We start from the raw sequence: 20,906 nt of genomic DNA, 5'->3' as shown, positions 1-20,906 counted from the left end.
GATGCTGCTCGACTACGACCGGCTGGGCTGGCTGCGTGCAGCACTTCTCGGTTTCACCGGCCTGGTTGCCGCGTTTCTGCTACTGCCGGTGGTCTTCATTGTGCTTCTGTCGTTCGGATCGTCGCGGTGGCTGGCTTTTCCGCCGCCCGGCTGGACGCTGAAATGGTATGAGGAGCTCTTCGCCGATCCGGCCTGGCTCGAAGCGGCGCTGACCAGTGCGCGCATTGCTACTATGGCTGCGATCCTTGCCGTCGCCATCGGGCTCCTGGCGTCTTTCGCCCTGGTCAGGGGACAGTTTCGCGGGCGCAACACGCTTCGCGGCCTTCTGCTGACGCCGATGGTGCTGCCGGTCGTGGTCTTCGCCATCGCCATCTACGCATTCTTCCTGCGGATCGGGCTTGGTGGCACCACGGCAGGATTCGTCATCGCACACACAGTCCTGGCACTCCCCTTCGCCATCATTCCCATCACCGCGGCACTCGAAGCGTTTGATAAATCCATCGAGGATGCGGCGATCGTCTGCGGCGCAAGCCCATTCGAAGCAAAGCTCCGGGTCACTTTGCCGGCGATCAAGATCGGGATTTTCTCGGCGGCGATCTTCGCCTTCCTCGCCTCATGGGACGAGGTGGTGGTCGCGATCTTCATGGCCAGCCCCACCTTGCAGACCTTGCCGGTCAAGATCTGGGGCAGCCTGCGCCAGGATCTGAGCCCGGTCATCGCCGCGGCCTCCAGCCTCCTCGTTTTCCTGACGCTGAGCCTGATGATCGTAACCGCACTCATTCGGCGGAAATTGTCGAAATGACCGAACCCTTCCTCTCCATTCGCGACCTGCGCAAGGCGTTCGGCAGCTTCGTCGCCGTGCACGATGTCACGATCGATATACCCAGGGGCCAATTCCTGACCTTTCTCGGCCCTTCCGGCTCTGGCAAGTCGACGACGCTCTACGCAATCGCCGGCTTTCAGCATCCGACATCCGGCGACGTTCTTTTCAAGGGCAGGTCGCTGCTGTCGGTGCCGTCGCACAAGCGCAATATCGGCATGGTGTTCCAGCGCTACACGCTGTTCCAGCATCTCACCGTCGCCGAGAACGTTGCCTTTCCGTTGCGCGTGCGCCGCCGGCCGGACGCCGAGGTCAAACGAAAAGTCGCCGAGATGCTGTCGCTGGTGCGGCTGGAGAGTTTCGGCGGCCGATATCCTGGCGCGCTTTCCGGCGGACAGCAGCAGCGCGTGGCGCTTGCCCGGGCGCTGGCCTACGATCCGCCGATCCTTCTGATGGACGAGCCGCTTTCGGCGCTCGACAAGAAGCTGCGCGAGGAAATCCAGGCCGAGATACGACGCATCCATCGCGAAACCGGCGTAACGATCCTTTACGTCACCCACGATCAGGACGAGGCCCTGCATCTTTCGGATCGCATCGCCCTGTTTCGGGAAGGGCGCATCGAGCAGATCGGCACCGGTGAGGACCTCTATCTGAGACCGGCGAGCGAATTCGTGGCCAGCTTCATCGGAAATTCCAATTTCCTGCCAGCCGAGCATCTTGAAACCATCAACGGCTCCGCCACGATCCGCCTGGCCGATGGCTCGGTTGTCTCGGGCGTCAGGATCGATCAGGACTTCAGCCATGGCCAGAAGACCAGGCTGATGGTGCGGCCGGAAGCGTTTCGGCTGAGACCCGGCCCGGCCACTGCCGGGCTTGCGGTCGAATTCGTCGACACCGCTTTCTTCGGCGAGCGGCGACGCGTCATCGCGCGAACGGCCGCCGGTCAGGAGATCGACGTCAGGCCGACATCCGACATGGCGGAAGCACAGGAAGGCATCGCCTCGAGCAGACAGCAGATTTTTTTCGATCCCGCTGCCGCATTTCTGTTTCCAGCCTGATAGACGACAGTTGACTTCAGCACGGCGTAACTCGCGCTAGGGCCTCGCCAGGTCCGAGATGTTCATCGCCACATGCTGCAGCAACACCACGTCGACGCACCAAGACCTGTCTTCCACGGTCAGAATTTGCGGTTTTGACTTCAAAAGGGAATTGGGCGGGTTGAATTGTCCTCGGCTTTGTCCACTTTCGGTATCAATTGCCCGCGTGGTGCGACTTCCGGCGAAAACAACGCGATCGAATTGACGAGAAAAATACCGTCAGCGGTGCTGGAGACAACGTCGAAGAGCGTGGCGGCCTGAAGCGTACCGAGAGGTGTTGCGTACCGAGGCTACGTCGGCTGCGAGGTGAGTTTTGGCCGCAAAAGCATCGCTTATGTGGCCGTGAGACGGGCAGCCTCGGCCCGCAGCGCTAAGTGGCAGAGACCGCCGGCATTGCGCCGGTTCTTATTCGCCATATCTGGAGCATCTGATGCCGACCCGACCCTATGCCATCCTGGAAGCGCCTTCTTCGCTGGGTCTCGCGACCGACGGCGTCGAGGGCTTGCCCGGTCGGCTGCTGGAACTGGGCCTCGCCGACCGCATCCATGCGCGCCATGCCGGGCGACTGGCCGTCCCGCCGAAAGACCCGAAGCCCGACCCTGCCACTCTGACGCTGAATGCCAGCGCGATCGCGGCGTGGTCGCCCAAGCTCGCCGACGCCGTGGAGGAGGTGCTGGATGCGGGCGAATTCCCGGTGGTGCTGGGCGGCGACTGTACGATCGTGCTGGGCCCGATGCTCGCGCTGCGCCGGCGCGGCCGCTACGGCCTGTTCTTCATCGACGGCCACGCCGACTTCTTCCAGCCCGAGGCCGAACCGAATGGCGAAGGCGCGTCCATGGACCTGGCCTTCGTCACCGGCTACGGGCCGGCGCTGCTGACCGATCTGGAGGGTCGCCGCCCGTTGGTGCGTCCCGAGGACGCTGTCGCCCTCGCATTTCGCGACCATCAAGACCAGGCCGAATTCAGCAGCCAGCCTTTGCCAGCGGAGCTCATGGCCTACGATCTGCACGCCATCCGCCGCCTGGGCGTCGAAGCCGCCGCTCGGGCGGCCGTTGGCCACCTGACGCGGGCGGAACTCGACGGCTTCTTCATCCATCTCGACGCCGATTGTCTCGACGATCGGATTATGCCGGCGGTCGATTTCCGCGTACCGGGCGGGCTGTCGTGGGACGAACTTTCGGCGGCGCTCCGGATCATCCTGGCGAGCGGAAAGGCGGTCGGGCTCGAGGTCGCCATCTACAATCCGCGCCTCGACGTCGACGGCAGCGCCGGCCGTGGCCTTGCTGATGTCCTAACCGTAGCTCTCGGCACTGCCGCGCCCGCTTAGTATTGAAACCATAACAAATAAATTTGCTGACGGCGGTCAATCCGACACCGTGACCCATTCACCTGGACCGGCCTTTTCCCTGTTGATGAAATCAAGGATCAGGTGAGCTGCCGCTTCCGCACGGGTTTCGAGCAGGAGATGACCAGCGTCGAGGATATGGGCGTCCATACGGGGAAGCGCCTCGATCCAACTCATGGTTTCGGCGAGTTCGAAGAAGGGGTCATGGCGACCCCACACCATCAGTGCAGGCGGCTGGTAGGTTTGCAGATAGCTCTGGATCTCTGCGAAGCGGCGCACATAGTTTCCATAGTCCGCCACGAGGGCACGTTGTGCCTCGAGCCGTCCCGGCAGGCTCATCACGCGCCAGTCCTCATCCCAGTTTTCGGCAGCGATGGACTTTGCAATATCGTCGGGCAGGCCCCCGACATACTGATACCGCATCCCTTCCCAGGTCAGATGAGCGGTGGCGGGGCCTCATTCTCCGCGGTGGGGTTCGACCAATAGGCGATGGTATCTGCCCATTGGCGGCCGAACCCACTGGTATGAGCATTGGCATTCTGGATGATCAGACCCGTCACCAGTGCGGGCGCATACATCGCGACATGAAAGCCGACTGGCGCGCCGAAATCGTGAAGATAGATGAAGCGGGGACCGACGGAGAAGTGGTCGAGGACTTCGAGGATTGCCTTCCCCATTGCTTCGAAGGAGGTCGAGGCGAGGACATCGGACTCCCCGAACCCCGGAAGATCGGGAGCGATGACGAACAGGTCGTCGAGGAGCATCGGGGCCAGATGCCGGAACGTGCGCGCTGAACTGGGAAAGCCGTGCAGCAGCAATAGGGCGGGACTGGAGGGATCCCCTCCGACATCCACCGCGAGACGGCTTCCGCCCATGACACGAAGATAGTGCCGGATCATCGCAGGCCTCCTTCTCTCGCCGAGCCATTGCTCGGTTCGCCCGCCGTTCTCCCGGATTTATTCTAAATCAGTGGGTTACGTGGCGCTATAGCGTGCTTGCGGATACGCCCGGACGGGCAAAAATCACCCCCAGTCGATTATTTTTGAGGGACAATTTGTTCCTCAAACACAATCGCCGTCGGACTCTTCGGGGTTCCCAGCCTTCCACCTGTGTTCCCGACGAGATCCCGCGCCTTACCCGCCCCCTGGATGGTGGCAAGCAACCAGGCGACCGTCTCCCGTGCTCTGCAGAAGCGGCCGCTCGTTGCGGCACGTGGAGGTAGAGGCCGGGCAACGGGTGTGGAACCGGCACCCGGAGGGTGGGTTCATAGGGCTCGGCAGGTCACCCTTCAGGACGAGCCGCCCGCGCCGCGCCCGATCGACACTAGGTATCGGCACCGCGGAACGGAGTGCCGCAGTGTAGTGGTGCCTGGGTGCCGCAAAGACCAGATCGGTCGGCCCGCTCTCCACGATGGATCCCAGATACATGACGGCCACTCGCGTCGAAATCTGACGCACCACGGAGAGGTCATGGGCGATGAATACATAGGTCAGGTTGAACTCCTCGCGCAGATCGGCGAGCAGATTGACGATCTGGGCCTGGATCGAAACGTCGAGCGCCGAGACCGGCTCGTCGGCCACGATCAACCGTGGCCGGAGCGCCAGCGCGCGAGCAATGCCGATACGCTGGCACTGGCCGCCCGAGAATTCGTGGGGATAGCGCGACGCGTGCTCGGGGGACAATTCAACCCGGCGCAGAAGCTCGGCGACGCGGTCCGCCATTTCGGATGCCGAGAGGCGCTCATGGATGCGGAACGGGTCGGCCAGCAGATCGCCGACGCGCCGGCGCGGATTGAGCGAGGCGCTCGGATCCTGAAAGACCATCTGCATCTGCCGCCGCAACGGACGGAGTTGGCGCTGGGACGCGTCGGTAATGTCGCGGCCCTCGAACTCCAGCGAACCGGAGGTGATGTCGGTCAGGCGCACCAGGCATCGGCCGAGAGTGGATTTACCGCAACCGGACTCCCCGACGATGCCAAGCGTTTCCCCGAGCCGGATATCGAGCGATACCGTGTCGACCGCCTGGACCGTCCGGCGCTGCGCCGGGAAGATCGAGCGGCCGACGTGATAGTATTTAGAAAGGTCGCTGGTCCGGAGCAGCGGGCGCATCCGACGGTTTATCACACCATGAACGGACCCAATGAATTTCACGTCATCGGTACCATGCGGAACTGGACCATCGTCGACCGCCTGCATCTGATCGAGGCGCCGACCTTGGCGTTCCGCGGATTTTACGACGAAGCGACCGAAGCCTGCGTCCAGCCCTTTCTCGATCATATTCCCGACGTCGAAGGTATGGTCTTCCCGAATTCCAGCCACATGCCGCATGTCGAGGAGAAGGACGATTGCTTCGCCGCCGTCGGACGCTTTCTGGCCAGATACGACTGAGGTCCATACCCCCACAGCAGCCTATCTTTGCGCAAGCTTATTGTGCAGGGCTTTGCTCATAATCTCTCCACGATCAGCCGCGATGGCCGCGTCCCATCGAGAAAAACCGTGTTGCGCGCCACTTGCCGGCTACGGCCGAGGCCAGCCGGCGCACCGGTATTCGGATTGACGTCGAACTTCGGAAAATTGCTCGAAGAGATGTCCAGCCGCAGCCGATGGCCGGCACGGAACAGATTGGCGGTCGCAAATAACTCGATGCGAAGCCGCATGATCTCCCCAGGCTTCACGAGCTCGGCTCTTTCGAATGAATGCCGGAAACGGCAGCGGAAAATCCCGTCTGTCAGGTTCAGGGCAAAGCCCGTCGGATAGTCTGCGCTCGGTGGATAGACGTCGATCAGTTTCGCCGTGAAGTCGGTGTCGGTTGCATCGGTCGCCGCCCAGAGCTCCACCGCCACCCGTCCGAGCACGGTCAAATCGTCGGCAAGCGGCTCGGTCTCGAAGGAGAGGACATCGAGACGGGCGGAAAGCGGCAAGCCGAAATTGCGGCAGCCGAAGAACCTGTCCTCCTCTCTCTGGTCGAAGCCGCCGCCGGCGAAGATCGGCTGACCGCTGGTCAGCGCCCCGCCGATGGTCGGGACGGGATCGGCGGGATCGAAATCATAGGTCAGCGCGACGGCGTCGGCCACAGGAAAGGCCTCCGAGAGCCTGCCGTTGGGGTGCAGATAATAGCTTTGCTCCGTCACGCGCGGCAGCGGCCACCGCTTGGCTTTTATCCAGCGCCCGCCGTGATCGAGACGGCCCGTTTCATTTTTCGTGCCCTTTCCCCCGCCCATGACAAAAAGGCGGATCGGCTCCTCGTCGAGATCGCCCTCCGGCCCGCTCTTCAGCCAGCGATCGAACCAGCGGCGACGAAACTCCAGCCAGCTCGCCGCCACATTGCCGCCGAGCGGAGCGTTCGGTCCGAAATCGACGTCGCCGGCAAAGGACAGATTGCGGTCGCCGTGCAAGCCCGGACCCATGATCAAGGCGAGCGGTCGTTTGCCATTGCTGGCAAGGCCAGCCAGATTCTCGAACGTCGTCGGGACATAGACGTCGAACCAACTCGACATCAGCGCGATCGGAATGTTGGGAATGGCATCGTAAAAGCCCGCTGCATGAATGCCCACCTGCTTCCAGAAATCGTCGAAGGTCTCGTGCCGCCACTGCTCGAGCAGATAGGCCTCGTATTGCGGAGCCCAGCGGAGCGGCGAACGTCCCTCCGACCACGGCATTCTGCCGAACCAGCGATGCAGGTTTTCCGCTCCGAGCGCCTTTTGGCCCAACTCGTCGCCGGCGGCAACGGCGCTCTCGCGGGCTTCCCGGTAGGCCCAGGTCGCCTGCTTCAGCTCGAACGCGCCACCTTGGCGGATGCCGCAGGTGAAGGCGTTAGAGAACCCGCCGGAATCAAGGATCATGGTAGCAAGAGCCGGTGGCGCAAGGCACGCCGCCGCCATTTGGGTATGTGCGGCATAGGAAAGGCCCATGGTGCCGATCCGGCCGTTGCACCAGGGCTGGGCTGCGATCCATGCAAGCGTGTCGTAGCCGTCCGGACCTTCGGAGCGATATTTGACGAACTCGCCTTCCGAGCCGTAGCGGCCGCGGCAGTCCTGATAAACGACGATGTAACCATGGCGCACGAAATGCTCGGCGACCGTCGCGCGATCCATCGGTTCGGTCATACCGACCTCGAGCTCGGCGCGCGACGCCATCGCCTTGCCATAAGGCGTCCGCTCAATGATTACGGGAGCTGGCCGGTCCAGCGCGCGGCCTCCCCTTGCCGGTCCGTAGATGTCGGTCGCCAGTCTTACCCCATCGCGCATCGTCACCATGACGTCGCGGCAGAGGACCATGTCATCGGTCACGGACTGGAACGCCTGGAGGTCGGTCATCGCTAAAAATTCCAAGGCGTTCAGACGGCAGCGTCATTGAGGTGGCATGCGCTCTTGTGTCCGGCAGCAACCACCTTCAGTCGCGGCGCTTCGGTCCGGCAACGAGGCATCGCGTGCGGGCAGCGCGGGTGGAAATGACAGCCGCTCGGCGGCGAGAGTGGGCTCGGCAATTCACCCTTGATCGCGGCAAAGCCGCGTTTGGTGGTTTCGATCCGCGGCACCTCGGCGAGAAGCGCCTGCGTGTAGGGATGGTTGGCCCGGGCAAATATCTCCTCGGACGGGGCCTCTTCGACGATGCGGCCGAGATACATGATCGCCACCCGATCGGAGATGTGCTCGACCACCCCGAGATCATGGCTGATGAACAGGTAGGTGAGGTTCAGCCTCTCGCGCAGGTCCATGAAGAGATTGAGGATTTGCGCTTGGATCGAGACGTCCAGAGCGGCAACGGCCTCATCGCAGACGAGAAATTCCGGCTGCACGGCGAGCGCGCGCGCAATGCCGATCCGCTGGCGCTGACCGCCGGAAAACTGATGCGGAAAGCGGTGCTTCAACGCCGGATCGAGGCCGGCACGTCGGAACTGTTCATCGACAAAGGTGCCGAGATCGCCGCCGACCAGCCCGTGAACGCGCGGGGCCTCGCCGACGATATCGGCCGCTTTGCGGCGCGGATTGAGCGAGGCATAGGGGTTCTGGAATATCATCTGCACGCGCAGCTTGGCTTCACGCCGCTCGGACGGCGGGAGCGCCTTCATATCCTTGCCGCGCCACGATACCGATCCCCTGGTAGGCGACACAATGCCGGCGACGATCCGCCCCAGCGTGGACTTGCCGCATCCCGACTCGCCAACGAGGCCCAGAACCTCACCCCTGCGAACGGCGAGACTGACACCGTCGATCGCCTGCACCCTTGCCGCCGGTTTGGCAAGTTTGAGCGAGATCGCCAAACGAGCAGCGAAATCGGGCCGTGTGCCGAAGCTGTGAGAAATCTCGTTCAGTTCGATCAGCGGCACCATCCCGCCAGAACCCGGTGAGGAGCTTTGAATGTTTGCCGCAACCGGAGTCGAGGAGATCATACGCGGAGCTCCGGCAAGGGATGGACGCAACGGTGCTCGCGCGGGCCAGCAGCGAACAGCGGCACCGCCTGGGCGCACACCGCATCGGCACGTGCGCAGCGCGGGGCGAAAGCGCATCCGGTCGGCAGCCGCGCAACACTGGGCGCCATTCCGGGGATCTGCCGAAGCCGCTCGCCGCGCTGGTTGCGGCTGGGAACGGAGTCGATCAGACCTGCGGTATAAGGGTGCAGCGGACGGGCGAGAACGTCCGACACCGGACCGGATTCGACGATGCGGCCCGCATACATCACGGCGATCCGGTCGGCGAGCCGCGAGACGACGGCGAGATCATGCGTGATCCAGATCAGCGACGTGTTGTTCTGCGCCACGAGCTTTTGCATCTCGGCGAGAATCTGCGCCTGGATCGTCACATCGAGCGCAGTGGTCGGCTCGTCGGCAATGATGAAGTCCGGCTGGTGCAGCAGCGCGATAGCGATAACCACGCGCTGGCGCATGCCGCCGGAAAACTGATGCGGATAGGCCTGCAGCCGCTCGTCCGGGCTCGGAATCCCGACCATACCGAGCGCGTCGCGCGCCCGCGCCCTGGCATCGGTGCGCGAGACGTTTTCATGCGCCTGCACCGCCTCGATCATCTGCGTATCGATGCGCAGGACCGGGTTCAACGTCATCATCGGATCCTGGAAGATCATGGCCATGCGGCGGCCGCGCAGCGCTCGCATCTCCTCGCGGCTGGAGCGGGTGATGTCGCGGCCGTTGAAGACGATCTGACCGCCGACGATCGTCCCGGGCGGATCGACCAGGCCGATGATGGAAAAGCCAGTGACCGACTTGCCGGACCCGCTTTCGCCGACGAGACCCAGAACCTCGCCGCGCGCGACGCTGAACGAGACGCCGTCGACGGCTTTTGCTTGTCCGAAATGGGTCCTGAGATCGCGGACTTCGAGTACGGTCGCATTCATTCGCGCCCCCGCGGGTTGAGCACGTCGCGCAGCCGATCGCCGACGAGGTTGATCGCAACCACGGTAATCAGCAGTGCTACGCCCGGATAGAAGCTGATCCAGGTCATGCCGGAGAGCATGTACTGGTAGCCGTTGGCGACCAGCAGGCCGAGACTGGGCTCGGTGATCGGCACACCCAGGCCAAGGAAGGATAAGGTCGCCTCCAGCGAGATGGCGCGCGCCACCTGCACCGTCGCGATCACGATCAGCGGCGGCAGGCAGTTGGGCAGCAGATGGACGAACAGAATGCGCCATCGTGGAATAGCGAGCGACTCCGCTGCTTCCATGTATTCCTTGCGCCGCTCCACCAGCGCCGTGCCGCGCGCGGCACGCGCGTAGGTCGCCCATTCGACGATCACCAGAGCGAGTACAACGTTGAGGATTCCTTTGCCGAGAAAGGCGAGGATCATCAGCGCAACGAGAATGGAGGGGAAGGAGAGTTGCAGATCGACGATGCGCATGATCGCCGTCTCGGTCCGACCGCCGACATAGGCGGCGAGCAGGCCCAACGAGGCGCCGAACAGCGCTGCGAAAAGCGCCGAGCTGACGCCGACGCCGAGCGATATGCGCAGGCCATAGATGATGCCGGAAAGCATGTCACGACCCTGGTCGTCGGTGCCGAGCCAGAACGTCGTGCCCGTCATCGATTGCGAGCCGGGCGGCAGGCGACTGTCCATGATGTCGAGCTGGTTCAGGTCGTAGGGATTTTGCGGCGCTATAAGCGGCGCAAGCAGCGCCAGCCCGATGATCGCGGTCAGCAGCACGAAACCGGTAACGGCGGCGGGCGAGCGGAAGAATGCCCGCACGAGCACTTGAAACGGCGCCTCTTCACCCTTTTCGGCCTCGACCGGCATCGGCGGCGGCAAGGTGTCGACGCTCATCTCACGATCCCTCGCCCTGGAGCCGCACCCGCGGGTCGAGTGCTGTATAGGTCAGGTCGACCACGAGATTGATGATGACGAAGAAGGCGACGATCGCCATCAGGTAAGCAGTGATGATCGGACGGTCCAGCACGTTGATGCTGTCGATGATCAACTTGCCCATGCCCGGCCAGCTGAAGACGCTTTCGGTGACAACCGAGAAGGCGACGATAGAGCCGAATTCCAGGCCGATGATGGTCACCACCGGGATCATGATGTTCTTCGAGACGTGGACGCCGATCACGCGCGTTTCTTTGAGGCCCTTGGCCCGTGCGAACTTGACGAAATCGAGCGGCAGGACTTCGGCGACGCCGGCGCGCGTCAGGCGTAGAATGAGGCAGGCGTCGAACAAGGCGAGGTTCACCGCCGGTAGGATCAGGTGGGCAAGGCCGTCTTTGGTCAGGAACGCCCATTGGACACCGAACAGTTCGGCGGTCTGGCCGCGCCCGCCGCTCGGCAACCAGCCGAGTTGCACGCCGAAAAACATGATCAGCACCAGCCCGACCCAGAAGGTCGGCAGCGAGAAGCCGAGGATGCTGACGGTCATGATGACGCGGCTCAAGATGCCGTCCGGCCGCAGCCCGGCATAAAGCCCGAGCGGCACGCCGACGACGATGGCGATGAGGATGGCAGAGACGGCCAGCTCGAGCGTCGCCGGCAGTCGCTCCAGGATCACCTTGATCGCCGGCTCGTTGTAGACGTAGCTCTCGCCAAGGTCGCCATGCAGCGCCGCCCAGAGGAAGCGGAGATACTGCTGCCAAAGCGGCAGGTCGAGCCCGAGGGCCTGGACGACGCGCGCGCGCTCGATCTGATCGGCGTCGGGCGAGATCAAAATGTCGACGGGATCGCCGATGACGTTGATCGCGATGAAGACGATGACCGTCATGGCGAACATGACCATCACGGCCTGGAGCAGCCGGCGCACGACGGCTGCGGTCATGGCATCGCTCTCCAGCCTGATTGCCGGAAAGGCTCGTCGGTCGTCTGTGCGCGGCACATCACGCCGGCACCGCCATCGCCATGCCGTCGCGCTGCGGATCGGCACCGCCGCGGCAAACTCCGTCTTCGATCTGGATGCCGTGAAGGGCGGCAAAAGCGTAACTTTGCCAGGAGCGCTTCACCTCGTAGCCCCTGCCCTCGATTTCTTCAGTGACATAGCGCGGAATGCGATTGGAGACGTCGATTGTATTCGACACCGCCACGATCCTCGGGGCGGCCACCGCTTCCGGCATGCTCATATTGAAATCAATGAGGTTCATCAGGCCCTGCGCCATGGACGGCGCGATATAGCTGCCGCCGGGCGCTCCCATGACGATCACAGGCCGGTCGTCCTTGAAGACGATGGTGGGCGCCGCAGAGCTGGCCCGCCGCTTGCCGGGAGCCAGCGATCCGGCCCTGCCCGGCCTTGGGTCGAAGCGGCTCATCGTTCCGTTGTACATGAAACCCAAGCCATCGGTGATCGCCCCCGACGGACTGCCCAGCGTGTGGGTCAAGGCGACGGCGTTGCCCTCCCGGTCGACCACCGAAATATGAGTCGTCTCGCGCGGCGACCGGTCGTCGACGCGTTCGATCCTGGCGCGCAGCCCAGCCTTGATCTCGGCGGCAAGCCCGCCGCAATAATCGCGGGACAGCAGCCGCCCGATCGGCACGTCAACATAGGCAGGATCGCCGAGGTGGCGGTCCTTGTCGATGGTCATGCGCTTCATCGCCTCTGCCAGCAGGACGATGTGCTCGGCACCGCCATGCTCCATGGCTCCGACATCAAAATGCGCGAGGATGTGGAGCAATTGCAGCATGGATATGCCGCTGGCGGGCGGCGGGCTGGTCGCGATATCGTAGCCGCGATACTCGCCCCAGAGCGGTTGCGCGGTAGAGAGCTCGTAGCACGCCAGATCATCCGTCCCGATGAGGCCTCGGTTGGCGGCCATGTCGGCGGCGATTTCTTCGGCGATCTCGCCCTTGTAGAAAATGTCGGGACCGGCCGCCGCGATGCGCTCGAGCGTTTGAGCGAGATCGGTGTTGACGACGACGTCACCTGGCAGCTTCACCGTGCCGTCAGAGCGAAAATAGATTGCGCGCCCCGTGTTGCTGAAGCGCAGCTTGTCAAGTGTCCGCACTTCGCCGGTATCGACGCCGTCCTGCGACCAATACCAGTGGACATGCGGGCGGACCATGAAGCCTCGCCTCGCCTGCGTGGCGGCGGGTGCGACGACGTCGGCCCATTCAAAAGTGCCATATCTCGCCAGCGCCTCGGCATAACCCTTGATACTGCCCGGCGTGCAGACGGCGAGGTAGCCGATCTCGCTGATGCCGCCTTCCAGCAGAAAGGCGAAGCCATCGCGAGACTGGCCGACCAGGAGGTCGCTCCACATTTCGGGCGATGCTTTGAGCGGCGCCCTGGCGTAAAATTCAAGCACCTCATGCACGCCGCGTCGCGGCATGTAGACCTGCATCGAGCCAAACCCCCCGATGCCGGCCATTTGAGGGTCGACGACGCCTTGCATGAAAGCGCAGGCGATCGCCGCATCGACGGCGTTGCCGCCGCGTTTGAGCACCAGCGCGCCCGCCTCGACCGCCTCCGGCTGCGGCGCAACGATCATTGCGTTCATCTTGAGGCGTTCCGTCGTTCCTTGAGCGCCTGGGCCAGGAAATCCTTGACCGGATCGAGAACCGCGTCGCGTTCGTGGGATACCCCGGGCAACAAATCAAAGCGTACGCGCACACCGGCTTCCTCGAACGATCGACACAACGTCCTGAGGCGTTCCGGCCTCGTTTGTCCTGCATCGTTGGCGCCCGGCATCCAATGGGTGCTGCCTTGGACATGCGTGATTTCCCAGGTCTCCAGGTCGGCATCGCCGACGATCATCTGGACCGGCACTTTTGCCAGCGCTGCGGCGTCGAAGGTGATGCCGAACCTCTCCGCCAGGTCGCGAATGCCCACCCACCAGTCCCGCGTGGGATCGAGCAAGGTCACCGAGCCTGGCGCACCGATCGACGCCGCCCAGAGCCTGTCGGGATGGAGGATGGCGAAGCGATGGGTGAAGTGCCCGCCGCCGGAAAATCCGAACATGGCGAAACGGGTCCAGTCCTGACGGTATTTCGCGACAACTTCCTCGACTATGGCGAGCAGCACCTGATCGTAGCGGATGTCGCCCTCGATCATGTATTTGTATCCGCTGCGGGCGTCGTCGCCGAGAACGCCCATTGGAAACACCGGGCACAAGATGGCGCAGTCGTTCCAGCGTCCGAACTCGGCGAACGCGTCGCGGAAACCCAGGAACGAGGTGCGGCCAGTGCCATGGACGGCCACCAGCAGGTCGACTTGGGCGCCTTCCCCAACCGCGGGCGGTACATACAGGCAATAGTGGAAGCGTGGGTCTGATTTGGAAGCAAAGATGGCGGTCGCGCCAAGATCGTATGTAGCGCGACCGCGATCCGCGACGGATCCCGTGGCGATGCTCGTCAAGTCTACAACTCCTCAGACAGTCTTGGCATTCATCGCCAGCGTATACTGGTCGGCCCGCGTCGTGAACTGAAGGTCCTTCCGGGCAGCCACGACGAGGACCTCATGGTGCATCGGAATCAGGGCGACGTCGTTGAAGACGATCTCGCTGAGCTCCGAGAGCATCTTTTCGCGTTTGGCATCGTCCAGCGTCCGCTTAGCCACAGCCAGTTTGGCATCGAGATCGGGGTTGGAGTAGCGGCCCGAATTGGCAATACCCATACCGGCATCCGGGTTCTGCGTCGCGACCAGCGCTGTCATCGGGTTAGAGGTTTCGCCCGTGTTGACGCCCCAGGAGTCCAGATTGATGCTGAACTCATGGGCATCCGCCTTGTCGGCATAAACCGACCAGGGCATGACCTCGACGCTGACTTCCAGGCCGATGCGGGAGAACATCTGGGCCACGGCCTGCACGATCTTCGAATCGTTGACGATACGATCATTGGGCCCGTGGATCGTCAGTCGGAAGCCCTCGGGGTAGCCAGCCTCGGCGAGCAGGGCCTTGGCTTTTGCAGCGTCGAATGGAACGGGTTTGATAGCAGCCGAGGTGCCCGGGGCGCCGGCAGGCAGAAACTGCGAAGCGACAATGGCATTGCCCTGCATCAAGCGCTCCACAATGGCGCTGCGGTCGATCGCCATGGACAGCGCCTGCCGCACGCGCAGATCCTTCAGCGGGTTGCGGTCGAGCGGCTTGCCGTCCTTGCCAGTGATGAAGGGCGTGACGTCCCGGAACGTGTCCAGCGAGAAGAAGACGACCCGGCTCGAGACGCCGCGAATGATGTGAAAGCGCTCGTCTTTTTCGACGCGAGCAACACCCTCGTAGGGCACCTGTTCAACGAGATCGAGATCGCCGGCGAGCAGGTTGGCAAGCCGCGCGCCGGCATCGGTGACGATGCGGAGCTCGACGTCCGGCAAAGCAGGCTTCGGTCCCCAGTAGTTTGGATTGGCGGAAAGCGCGACACGGTTGCCGGAAACATATTCCTTCAGCACATACGGGCCGGTGCCGATCGCCGCGGTGCCGTTGTTGAACTGATCGCTAGGGGTATCCTTGAACTTGGCGCGGATGATGCGAATGCGACTGAGGGAGTTGGGCAGAAGCGGCTCCGGCTGTTTGGTTTCGATGAGAAGCTTGCCGCGTTGGGGCGAGGTGATCGAGTTGATGTTGCGCGTGTAGGTCCGGAACGACGCCGTGCTTTCGATGGTGTTGGCCCGGTCGAATGAGACGACGATGTCGTCTACGGTGAGCGGCTCGCCGTCGCTGAAGCGCACGTCGGGCCGCAGGTCGAACTCCCAATGGGTGTCGTCGACCACGCGCCAGGCCGTCGCGAGCCCCGGTCTGGAGATCGATTTTTCGTCGTTGATGACAAGCGTGTCGTAGATGTGGGTGGCAAGCGCGTTGTTCGGCGCATTGCTCTTCAGATGCGGGTCTAGCGTCGTCGGCGGAGCAGCCATGCCGATCCGCAGCTGGCCATTTGCCGCGGCCTGGGCAAGCCCCGTCCAGCTAATGCCTTGCAAGACAGCGGCACCCCCGAGCGCCCATTGCATCAGCGCACGGCGCGATATTGTCCGGTTCATCATTGGTTCTCTCCGTGTCCACTCTGGATAGTTCCGTCGGAGGAGTTCTTTTCCGCTGCCGCTTGCCATCATCGAGCCCAGCCTAGGATCCGCTGACGGTGCCGGCCTCCTTCCTGACGGCGAGTTGAAACTAAAGCTTCTCCGTTTGTCAATACAGATAAACCGTCGTTTCACTAGACGAGACACATTTTCTCGTTTAGGCTTCAGCATGAGAGTTTTGGCGAGGAAACGAGAAATGACCAATCAGGCAGACACCCGGTACACAGTCGATTCCGTCGATCGCGCGATCAGCTTGCTGCAGACTGTGGCCGGAGAGGCCGATCTTGGCGTTTCCGAAATCGCGCGGCGTTCCGGCGACAGCAAGGCACGTGCTTTCCGGCTTTTGCAGACGCTGGTGCGACGCGGTCTCCTGGCGCGGTCATCGGATGGAAAAGGCTATCGTCTCGGCCTCGCCGCGCTGATGCTCGGCCACGCCGCCAGCGAACAGATGGACCTGATCCGCATTGCAAACCCTGTTCTGGAAGAACTCGGTCAGGAGATCGGCGAAACCACCCAGCTGCGAATCCGCGATGACCAGGAAAGCCTTTGCGTCGCCAAATGGGAGCCGAAGCGGGACCTTCGCGTCAATGCGATTGTCGGCCGCCGGCGTCCGCTACATGCCGGTTCGAGCAAGGCGTTCCTGGCCCATATGGATGATGAGGAGCGCGAGGCCATTCTTTCCGGCCCGTTGAAGCGCTTCACCAAAAAAACTGTGACCGATCCTCGGCTTCTAAGGGGCGGGCTCGAGCAAATCCGCAAGGCGAAGTTTTTCGTCAGTCGCGGCGAGATCAACGACGATCTGATTTCGATCACCGCACCGGTGTTCGTGGCACCGGGCAAGATAATCGCGGCGCTGAACATCGCTGCCCCGGAAAACCGGGTGCCGGAAGAGCGCATAAGCGAACTGGGCGATATGGTAGCCGGGGCCGCCCATCGTATTTCTGCCGCCCTTGGCTTTCGCTCGCCGGCCAATGAGATGGCGAGTTGAACCGGTGCCAAACATCACACGACTTCCTTGGCGGATTGTGACGAGGGGTGTATCTCCGGAACGGTGAAAATCGACACCTCGCCCTTGAAGCCTTGGAGTTCAAAGGCGCCTGCCTGCACAACCGGCATCGATGCTCCTTGCGCAAATCCGGGACCAAGCACCAGAGGGATGCGCAGCTTTTTGGTGGTTGACTCGAGCCGTGCCGCGCGGTTCACCGGCGAGCCGATCGCAGTGTAATCGAAGCGCCGTTCGGAGCCGAAATTCCCTACGGAGCAGATGCCAGTCTCGATGGCGACGCCGATTTGGATAGAGGGGTGCCCGCGCGCGGTGAACGCGGCGTTTTCGCGCTTCACCCGTTCGATCAGGGCAAGCCCCGCTTCGAGCGCACGCTCGCGATGATCTGGCTGGTCAAGCGGCGCGTTCCAGAAGGCTAGCACGGCATCGCCCATGAACTTATCGATGGTCCCGTCGCGCTTGAGTATCTCATCGGTCGCGAGGCCGAGGAAGTGGTTGACCACCTTTGCGATTTCTTGTGCATCGAGTTGTTCGCTCATCGCCGTGAAGCCGCGTATGTCACTCAGCAGGATTGTGATCTCGCGCTTCTCTCCGGACAGGATCGCTTCGGTATCAGAATTTGCGAGGCGCTGCACCACGGAGGGCGACAGATATTGGGAAAACTGCCGTGCCAGGGTGGACCGGCGCTGCTCGCTGCGCCGGTAGAGGACATAGCCTTCGAAGCCTGCTAAGAGGATCGTCGCAAGCGCCGGCTGTAGTGGGTCGTAGAGCTTACCCTGCAGGCTGTATTCGAGAGCGCCGAACGCGAAGGGCGTAGCAACAAGGAGCGCCAGAGCGAGGGCGCCAAGCATGACACGCTGGGCGAGAACTCCCGAAAGTCCGATGAAAACGATGCCACTGAGGACCAACCACAGCCGCTCCAGCGTACGCGCTTGCGTTGGCTCTGCAAGATAGCGCGCGGCAAGCATCTGGCCGATTGCATCAGCGTGGATGTCCACGCCTGGTCGCGCCGGACGCGTCGGGGTTGGCAGGTACTGCGTCAATCCCACGGCCGACAGGTCGACAATGGCGATGGCGTTCCGCAGCAGCGGATCGCCGCGGCCCGAAAGAATACTACCGGCAGATATGCGCGGCGTATTGGTGTCGGTTTCCCAGAGGCGGATGCTGCCCTGCGGCTCGAGTGGCACGATGGTCCCGGCCATCCTGAGCGCGTCAAACCCGGCGGCATTCATCCGGGCTACGTAGCCGTTCTCTCCGGCGTAGAGGCGCAGGAGTTCGAGCGCGAAGGACGGCCAGAGCTGAACGCCTTGAGCCGTATTTCGGAGCCAGAGCAGCGGCACATGGCGTAGTACGCCGTCGGTATCGGGCAAGGTGCGAATTACGCCGAGGCCCGCAGCGGCGCTCGAGAATTCGGCAAGCGAGCCGGTCAGGCCGGTGAAGCCGGGAAGTGTGTCGGGTACTTGCCCGACAATCGACCAGCCGGCTTTGGGCTCTGCTTCTGAAACCGTCGCCTCGTTGCCCAGGCTGACGGCAAGCGCCGTCCGGTTTTTCGACAGCGCCGTTGCCAGGCGCTTGTCTCCGGCGATACCGTCAGGCGAGGTGTCGGCCTCGGGCAGCACCAGCGCAAGCCCGATCACCGCGGCACCAGACCCGCTGATGCCATCGACCAGATCAGCCAAAAGGCCACGGTTCCAAGGCCATCGCCCATGTGCCTTGAGGCTGGCGTCGTCTATCGAGACGATCACGACAGGATTGCTCGTCGCCTGGCGCGGGGCGAGAAACTGGTAGAAGTCGTACGTGCGTTCGCGGAGGCGCGACAGCGGCCCGTCGAAAGCCAAATGGCAAGCGAGCAGCAAGAGCACGACCAGGAGACCGGATATTTTGCGCCTGGCAGCTTGCCGCCAATCGAACTCGGGGCTCATGCCGGTCGGGCGGGTCTACCTGCAGTCTGGATAGCAGCAACCCTCACCCTCACACCCACCGTTATCCCCGCCGCCGCCCACGGGTGGTGTTAGGCTGTCGGGGAACTCCATGACCACGCCTGGCAATGCGCCGTCGGTGGACTCGCAGGCTTTGAGCGAGCCGCCGAGTGCCGACGCACAAATCGCGCTTACGTCCAATCCAGGACCCGGTGCGCCTGGCAGACCGGTGCCGGCTATCCGGTCGATGCTGTCCAATATCGGGAACGTGTCGATTCCGCCGTAGCCGGTCAGCAGCTTGCCATTTTCCGATGTGCAGGCGTAGCCCGGGTTGGTGATGACCAGCCGTTTGCCATTCATCGTGCAGGTCATGCGGCCGGCGCGCAGTATGCCGACGGTCTGGCCGGCTGCCACCAGTACTTCGATGATGCCGCCTCTGGCCCCGAGCACCATATGCGGCGTCGCAACCTGCATGACGCCGCCTTTGGAAATCTGGCCGCCATAAAAACGGGCCAGGCCGCTGTTCATCCCGACGTCGATCTTTCCCGATCCGGAGCCCGGATTGTAGACGAATTCATCGATCGTCAGGCTGGTGTTCGGACCAATCTTGGCGCTCGATTCGTCCCGGAACACCAACATTCCAAGACCAGTGGGATTGCTGCGCAACTGATCGCCGAGTTCGACGCCGGCACCGACACTCATCGTCCCGCTGTCATTGCGGACGATGTTGGTCTGGTAGGCCGTCATCGACCCGATCGTTTCAGCGGCGGATGGTGCCGCAAAGGTAAGGCAGGCGACAAAAATGGCGATCTGACGGTACGGGTTCCTCATCGCGGCCTCTTTCAATTGAGCGTCAACGTGTAGCTCATGAGCATTTCGAACGATTTTCGGTCGCGGCTGGCGATGTCGAAGTTGATTTCGCGATAGGCGAGATCGACGCTGATCTTCTGCGACTCCGTGAGCTGAAAATCGCTTTCCGAGGCAATGCGCCAGAAGTCGCTCTTGATATTTGTGCCGACGCCAACGGACAGATCGGGAGTGTCGCTGTGGCCGGCCGAGAAGGCGACCTGGTGCGACCATGCGAAAAGATCCGGTACGTTCATCAACAGGCCGCCGTAGCGGATCTCGCTCATGTAGCTGTGGCCGATTTCGCCAGATCCGGAGGCGAAGTCATTCGAGCCGACCAGGCGCAATCCGAGCGCCTGGCCATTGCGGAAGCGGTAGCTGCCGCCTGCCTCATAGAAAACCCTGCTATCGGCGAAAATGCCTTGCGAGGCGCTTAGATCGATGTAGCCGCCGCCTGCAAAAAGCGTCGTCTCGACGGTCGGGCGCACAAGAAAGCGCCCACTGAGGCCGATGCCGGTTTCGTGGATATCGCTGTCGAAACGATCTGTAACGGTAAACGCCGAAAGCAGCAGGCGCAGCGAATCGATCCCACTGTTGGGCAGCCCCTTGTCCCAGGTGATCGCGGCGTTGCCGTGGATGAAAGTCTCCTTGCTGCCCGGAACCGACAGGTCTGGCGTGAAAAAACGCTGTGTCGCCGTCAACGACCCTGAAAGAAGGAGAGCGTCGGCACTTGGCGTGCCGAGGTCCCATCGCACAAAGCCTTCCGCCCGCCCATAGGGCGAGACGAAGCTGTCGTCGTCCTGGGCCCCGCCGGGCTCAAAATCGGTGAATGCGCTGAACACGCCGCCGGTCAGGGCGAGTTCCCAAGTGACGCCACGCAACGCGCGCTCGATGCGGGCAAGCAGGCGAACAGCTTCCTGCTGCTCAGCCGCGGACAGGCCCCCGACCTCGATGCCGTATTGCACCTGCCGCCGGGCCAATTCATAGGAGCCGACATGATAGTACAACCGGCTGGCCGCAAGCCGGGCGCGGGCATCGCGGGGATATTTGATCAGATACTGCTCGATTGAGGAGATCGCCTGATCGTACTGCCCGGCGTTGACGGCAACCGTGACGAACTGGGCGAGCGTTCCGTTGTCGGCCGGACTGGCGATGCGGGCTGAAAAAGCATCGTCATAGGCCGGATAGAGACCTTGTGCGCCGGCCGGCGATATGCCGGTGCAAAGCAGCGCCGCGGCGAAGCCGAAGATCATTGAAAACGAGGAATGCATGCCGAGAACCCCACCCAACCCGACTAGTGCAGCGATCTAGCACGCCTGCACGAAAAAAAGCGACAGAACTGTCACAAAACCTTCCGAGTCTTCAGCAGCTGTTGCAGCTGCGCAACAAACTATCGGGTTCATTCGCATTTCGCCTACCCTGGTTGGCCAAGCATCTTCTCAGCGTTGCTG

18 protein-coding genes and 1 pseudogene are annotated in these 20,906 nt (G+C 62.7%); 5 read left to right on the top strand and 14 right to left on the bottom strand.

The genetic code is table 11. The features are described from left to right. Nucleotide 1 precedes the first annotated feature (1 nt). The 3 genes from ACWTU8_RS23115 to ACWTU8_RS23105 all read left to right on the top strand — a co-directional run bounded on the left by ACWTU8_RS23115 (nt 2) and on the right by ACWTU8_RS23105 (nt 3,244). On the top strand, nt 2-802 hold the full coding sequence (locus ACWTU8_RS23115; protein WP_455849970.1) for an ABC transporter permease: 801 nt from the start codon (nt 2-4) through the stop codon (nt 800-802). After that, nucleotides 799-1,878, top strand: a complete 1,080-nt coding sequence (locus ACWTU8_RS23110) for an ABC transporter ATP-binding protein (RefSeq protein WP_455849969.1) — start codon at nt 799-801, stop codon at nt 1,876-1,878. Before ACWTU8_RS23115 ends, ACWTU8_RS23110 begins: the two co-directional genes overlap by 4 nt. A 469-nt stretch (nt 1,879-2,347) precedes the next feature. Then, a complete protein-coding gene (locus tag ACWTU8_RS23105; protein ID WP_455849968.1) occupies nt 2,348-3,244 on the top strand; it encodes an arginase family protein in 897 nt (298 codons plus the stop codon). Between the two features lie 36 nt (nt 3,245-3,280). On the opposite strand, the gene ACWTU8_RS23100 is transcribed toward ACWTU8_RS23105, so the two are convergent. From ACWTU8_RS23100 to ACWTU8_RS23090, 3 genes are all read right to left on the bottom strand, one after another. Continuing rightward, nucleotides 3,281-3,685: an alpha/beta fold hydrolase gene (locus ACWTU8_RS23100; protein ID WP_455849967.1), complete on the bottom strand. Its 405-nt coding sequence runs from the start codon at nt 3,683-3,685 to the stop codon at nt 3,281-3,283. Nucleotides 3,686-3,696: 11 nt separating this feature from the next. Further along, complete coding sequence (locus ACWTU8_RS23095) at nt 3,697-4,161, bottom strand: alpha/beta fold hydrolase (RefSeq protein ID WP_455849966.1); 465 nt, start codon at nt 4,159-4,161, stop codon at nt 3,697-3,699. 234 nt (nt 4,162-4,395) lie between these two features. Next, nucleotides 4,396-5,370, bottom strand: a complete 975-nt coding sequence (locus ACWTU8_RS23090) for an ABC transporter ATP-binding protein (RefSeq protein WP_455849965.1) — start codon at nt 5,368-5,370, stop codon at nt 4,396-4,398. 3 nt (nt 5,371-5,373) lie between these two features. Between ACWTU8_RS23090 and ACWTU8_RS23085 the strand changes: the two are divergent. Beyond that, nucleotides 5,374-5,649 (top strand): annotated as a pseudogene (locus ACWTU8_RS23085) (proline iminopeptidase-family hydrolase); the annotation flags it as partial. Nucleotides 5,650-5,705: 56 nt separating this feature from the next. Here the strand turns inward: ACWTU8_RS23085 and ACWTU8_RS23080 are convergent. Genes ACWTU8_RS23080 through ACWTU8_RS23045 form a run of 8 tightly spaced genes read right to left on the bottom strand, consistent with a single transcriptional unit; the run spans nt 5,706 to nt 15,651 of the window. Next, nucleotides 5,706-7,577 carry a CocE/NonD family hydrolase gene (locus ACWTU8_RS23080; RefSeq protein ID WP_455849964.1) on the bottom strand — a complete coding sequence of 624 codons (1,872 nt, stop codon included), beginning with the start codon at nt 7,575-7,577 and terminating at the stop codon, nt 5,706-5,708. Nucleotides 7,578-7,597: 20 nt separating this feature from the next. Beyond that, nucleotides 7,598-8,593 carry an ABC transporter ATP-binding protein gene (locus tag ACWTU8_RS23075; protein ID WP_455850035.1) on the bottom strand — a complete coding sequence of 332 codons (996 nt, stop codon included), beginning with the start codon at nt 8,591-8,593 and terminating at the stop codon, nt 7,598-7,600. Nucleotides 8,594-8,649: 56 nt separating this feature from the next. Then, complete coding sequence (locus tag ACWTU8_RS23070) at nt 8,650-9,612, bottom strand: ABC transporter ATP-binding protein (protein ID WP_065007061.1); 963 nt, start codon at nt 9,610-9,612, stop codon at nt 8,650-8,652. Further along, entirely contained in the window at nt 9,609-10,532 is a 924-nt protein-coding gene (locus ACWTU8_RS23065) for an ABC transporter permease (RefSeq protein ID WP_455849963.1), read from the bottom strand. Before ACWTU8_RS23065 ends, ACWTU8_RS23070 begins: the two co-directional genes overlap by 4 nt. Before the next feature lies 1 nt (nt 10,533). After that, a complete protein-coding gene (locus ACWTU8_RS23060) occupies nt 10,534-11,511 on the bottom strand; it encodes an ABC transporter permease (RefSeq protein WP_455849962.1) in 978 nt (325 codons plus the stop codon). 58 nt (nt 11,512-11,569) lie between these two features. After that, nucleotides 11,570-13,180, bottom strand: a complete 1,611-nt coding sequence (ggt, locus tag ACWTU8_RS23055) for a gamma-glutamyltransferase (protein ID WP_455849961.1) — start codon at nt 13,178-13,180, stop codon at nt 11,570-11,572. After that, a complete protein-coding gene (locus ACWTU8_RS23050) occupies nt 13,177-14,037 on the bottom strand; it encodes an alpha/beta hydrolase (RefSeq protein WP_455838898.1) in 861 nt (286 codons plus the stop codon). Before ACWTU8_RS23050 ends, ggt begins: the two co-directional genes overlap by 4 nt. Nucleotides 14,038-14,049: 12 nt before the next feature. Continuing rightward, the gene (locus tag ACWTU8_RS23045) at nt 14,050-15,651 is read right to left on the bottom strand and encodes an ABC transporter substrate-binding protein (RefSeq protein ID WP_455849960.1); all 1,602 of its coding nucleotides are present in this window, start codon (nt 15,649-15,651) and stop codon (nt 14,050-14,052) included. Between the two features lie 232 nt (nt 15,652-15,883). On the opposite strand from ACWTU8_RS23045, the gene ACWTU8_RS23040 reads away from it, so the two are divergent. Further along, the gene (locus ACWTU8_RS23040) at nt 15,884-16,675 is read left to right on the top strand and encodes an IclR family transcriptional regulator (protein ID WP_455849959.1); all 792 of its coding nucleotides are present in this window, start codon (nt 15,884-15,886) and stop codon (nt 16,673-16,675) included. A gap of 14 nt (nt 16,676-16,689) precedes the next feature. Here ACWTU8_RS23040 and ACWTU8_RS23035 read toward each other — a convergent pair whose 3' ends face one another. From ACWTU8_RS23035 to ACWTU8_RS23025, 3 genes are read right to left on the bottom strand one after another with little or no spacing between them, the layout of a single operon-like run. Further along, nucleotides 16,690-18,612, bottom strand: coding sequence for a CHASE2 domain-containing protein (locus ACWTU8_RS23035; protein ID WP_455849958.1), 1,923 nt, complete (start codon nt 18,610-18,612; stop codon nt 16,690-16,692). Between the two features lie 15 nt (nt 18,613-18,627). Next, entirely contained in the window at nt 18,628-19,455 is an 828-nt protein-coding gene (locus tag ACWTU8_RS23030) for a FecR family protein (protein ID WP_455849957.1), read from the bottom strand. Next, nucleotides 19,452-20,726: a tetratricopeptide repeat protein gene (locus ACWTU8_RS23025; protein WP_455849956.1), complete on the bottom strand. Its 1,275-nt coding sequence runs from the start codon at nt 20,724-20,726 to the stop codon at nt 19,452-19,454. The genes ACWTU8_RS23030 and ACWTU8_RS23025 overlap by 4 nt, the downstream gene beginning before the upstream one ends. Nucleotides 20,727-20,906: the final 180 nt, after the last annotated feature.

The organism is Mesorhizobium sp. BHbdii, from assembly GCF_053848045.1.
The sequence above is the reverse complement of the archived record's forward strand: the minus strand, read 5'-3'. Positions and strand labels throughout refer to the sequence as shown.

Coding starts and splice junctions, on each gene's coding strand:
- ACWTU8_RS23115 (WP_455849970.1), top strand. CDS start 2: ATGCTGCTCGACTACGACCGGCTGGGCTGGCTGCGTGCAGCACTTCTC.
- ACWTU8_RS23110 (WP_455849969.1), top strand. CDS start 799: ATGACCGAACCCTTCCTCTCCATTCGCGACCTGCGCAAGGCGTTCGGC.
- ACWTU8_RS23105 (WP_455849968.1), top strand. CDS start 2,348: ATGCCGACCCGACCCTATGCCATCCTGGAAGCGCCTTCTTCGCTGGGT.
- ACWTU8_RS23100 (WP_455849967.1), bottom strand. CDS start 3,685: ATGCGGTATCAGTATGTCGGGGGCCTGCCCGACGATATTGCAAAGTCC.
- ACWTU8_RS23095 (WP_455849966.1), bottom strand. CDS start 4,161: ATGATCCGGCACTATCTTCGTGTCATGGGCGGAAGCCGTCTCGCGGTG.
- ACWTU8_RS23090 (WP_455849965.1), bottom strand. CDS start 5,370: ATGCGCCCGCTGCTCCGGACCAGCGACCTTTCTAAATACTATCACGTC.
- ACWTU8_RS23080 (WP_455849964.1), bottom strand. CDS start 7,577: ATGACCGACCTCCAGGCGTTCCAGTCCGTGACCGATGACATGGTCCTC.
- ACWTU8_RS23075 (WP_455850035.1), bottom strand. CDS start 8,593: ATGGTGCCGCTGATCGAACTGAACGAGATTTCTCACAGCTTCGGCACA.
- ACWTU8_RS23070 (WP_065007061.1), bottom strand. CDS start 9,612: ATGAATGCGACCGTACTCGAAGTCCGCGATCTCAGGACCCATTTCGGA.
- ACWTU8_RS23065 (WP_455849963.1), bottom strand. CDS start 10,532: ATGAGCGTCGACACCTTGCCGCCGCCGATGCCGGTCGAGGCCGAAAAG.
- ACWTU8_RS23060 (WP_455849962.1), bottom strand. CDS start 11,511: ATGACCGCAGCCGTCGTGCGCCGGCTGCTCCAGGCCGTGATGGTCATG.
- ggt (WP_455849961.1), bottom strand. CDS start 13,180: ATGAACGCAATGATCGTTGCGCCGCAGCCGGAGGCGGTCGAGGCGGGC.
- ACWTU8_RS23045 (WP_455849960.1), bottom strand. CDS start 15,651: ATGATGAACCGGACAATATCGCGCCGTGCGCTGATGCAATGGGCGCTC.
- ACWTU8_RS23040 (WP_455849959.1), top strand. CDS start 15,884: ATGACCAATCAGGCAGACACCCGGTACACAGTCGATTCCGTCGATCGC.
- ACWTU8_RS23035 (WP_455849958.1), bottom strand. CDS start 18,612: ATGAGCCCCGAGTTCGATTGGCGGCAAGCTGCCAGGCGCAAAATATCC.
- ACWTU8_RS23025 (WP_455849956.1), bottom strand. CDS start 20,726: ATGCATTCCTCGTTTTCAATGATCTTCGGCTTCGCCGCGGCGCTGCTT.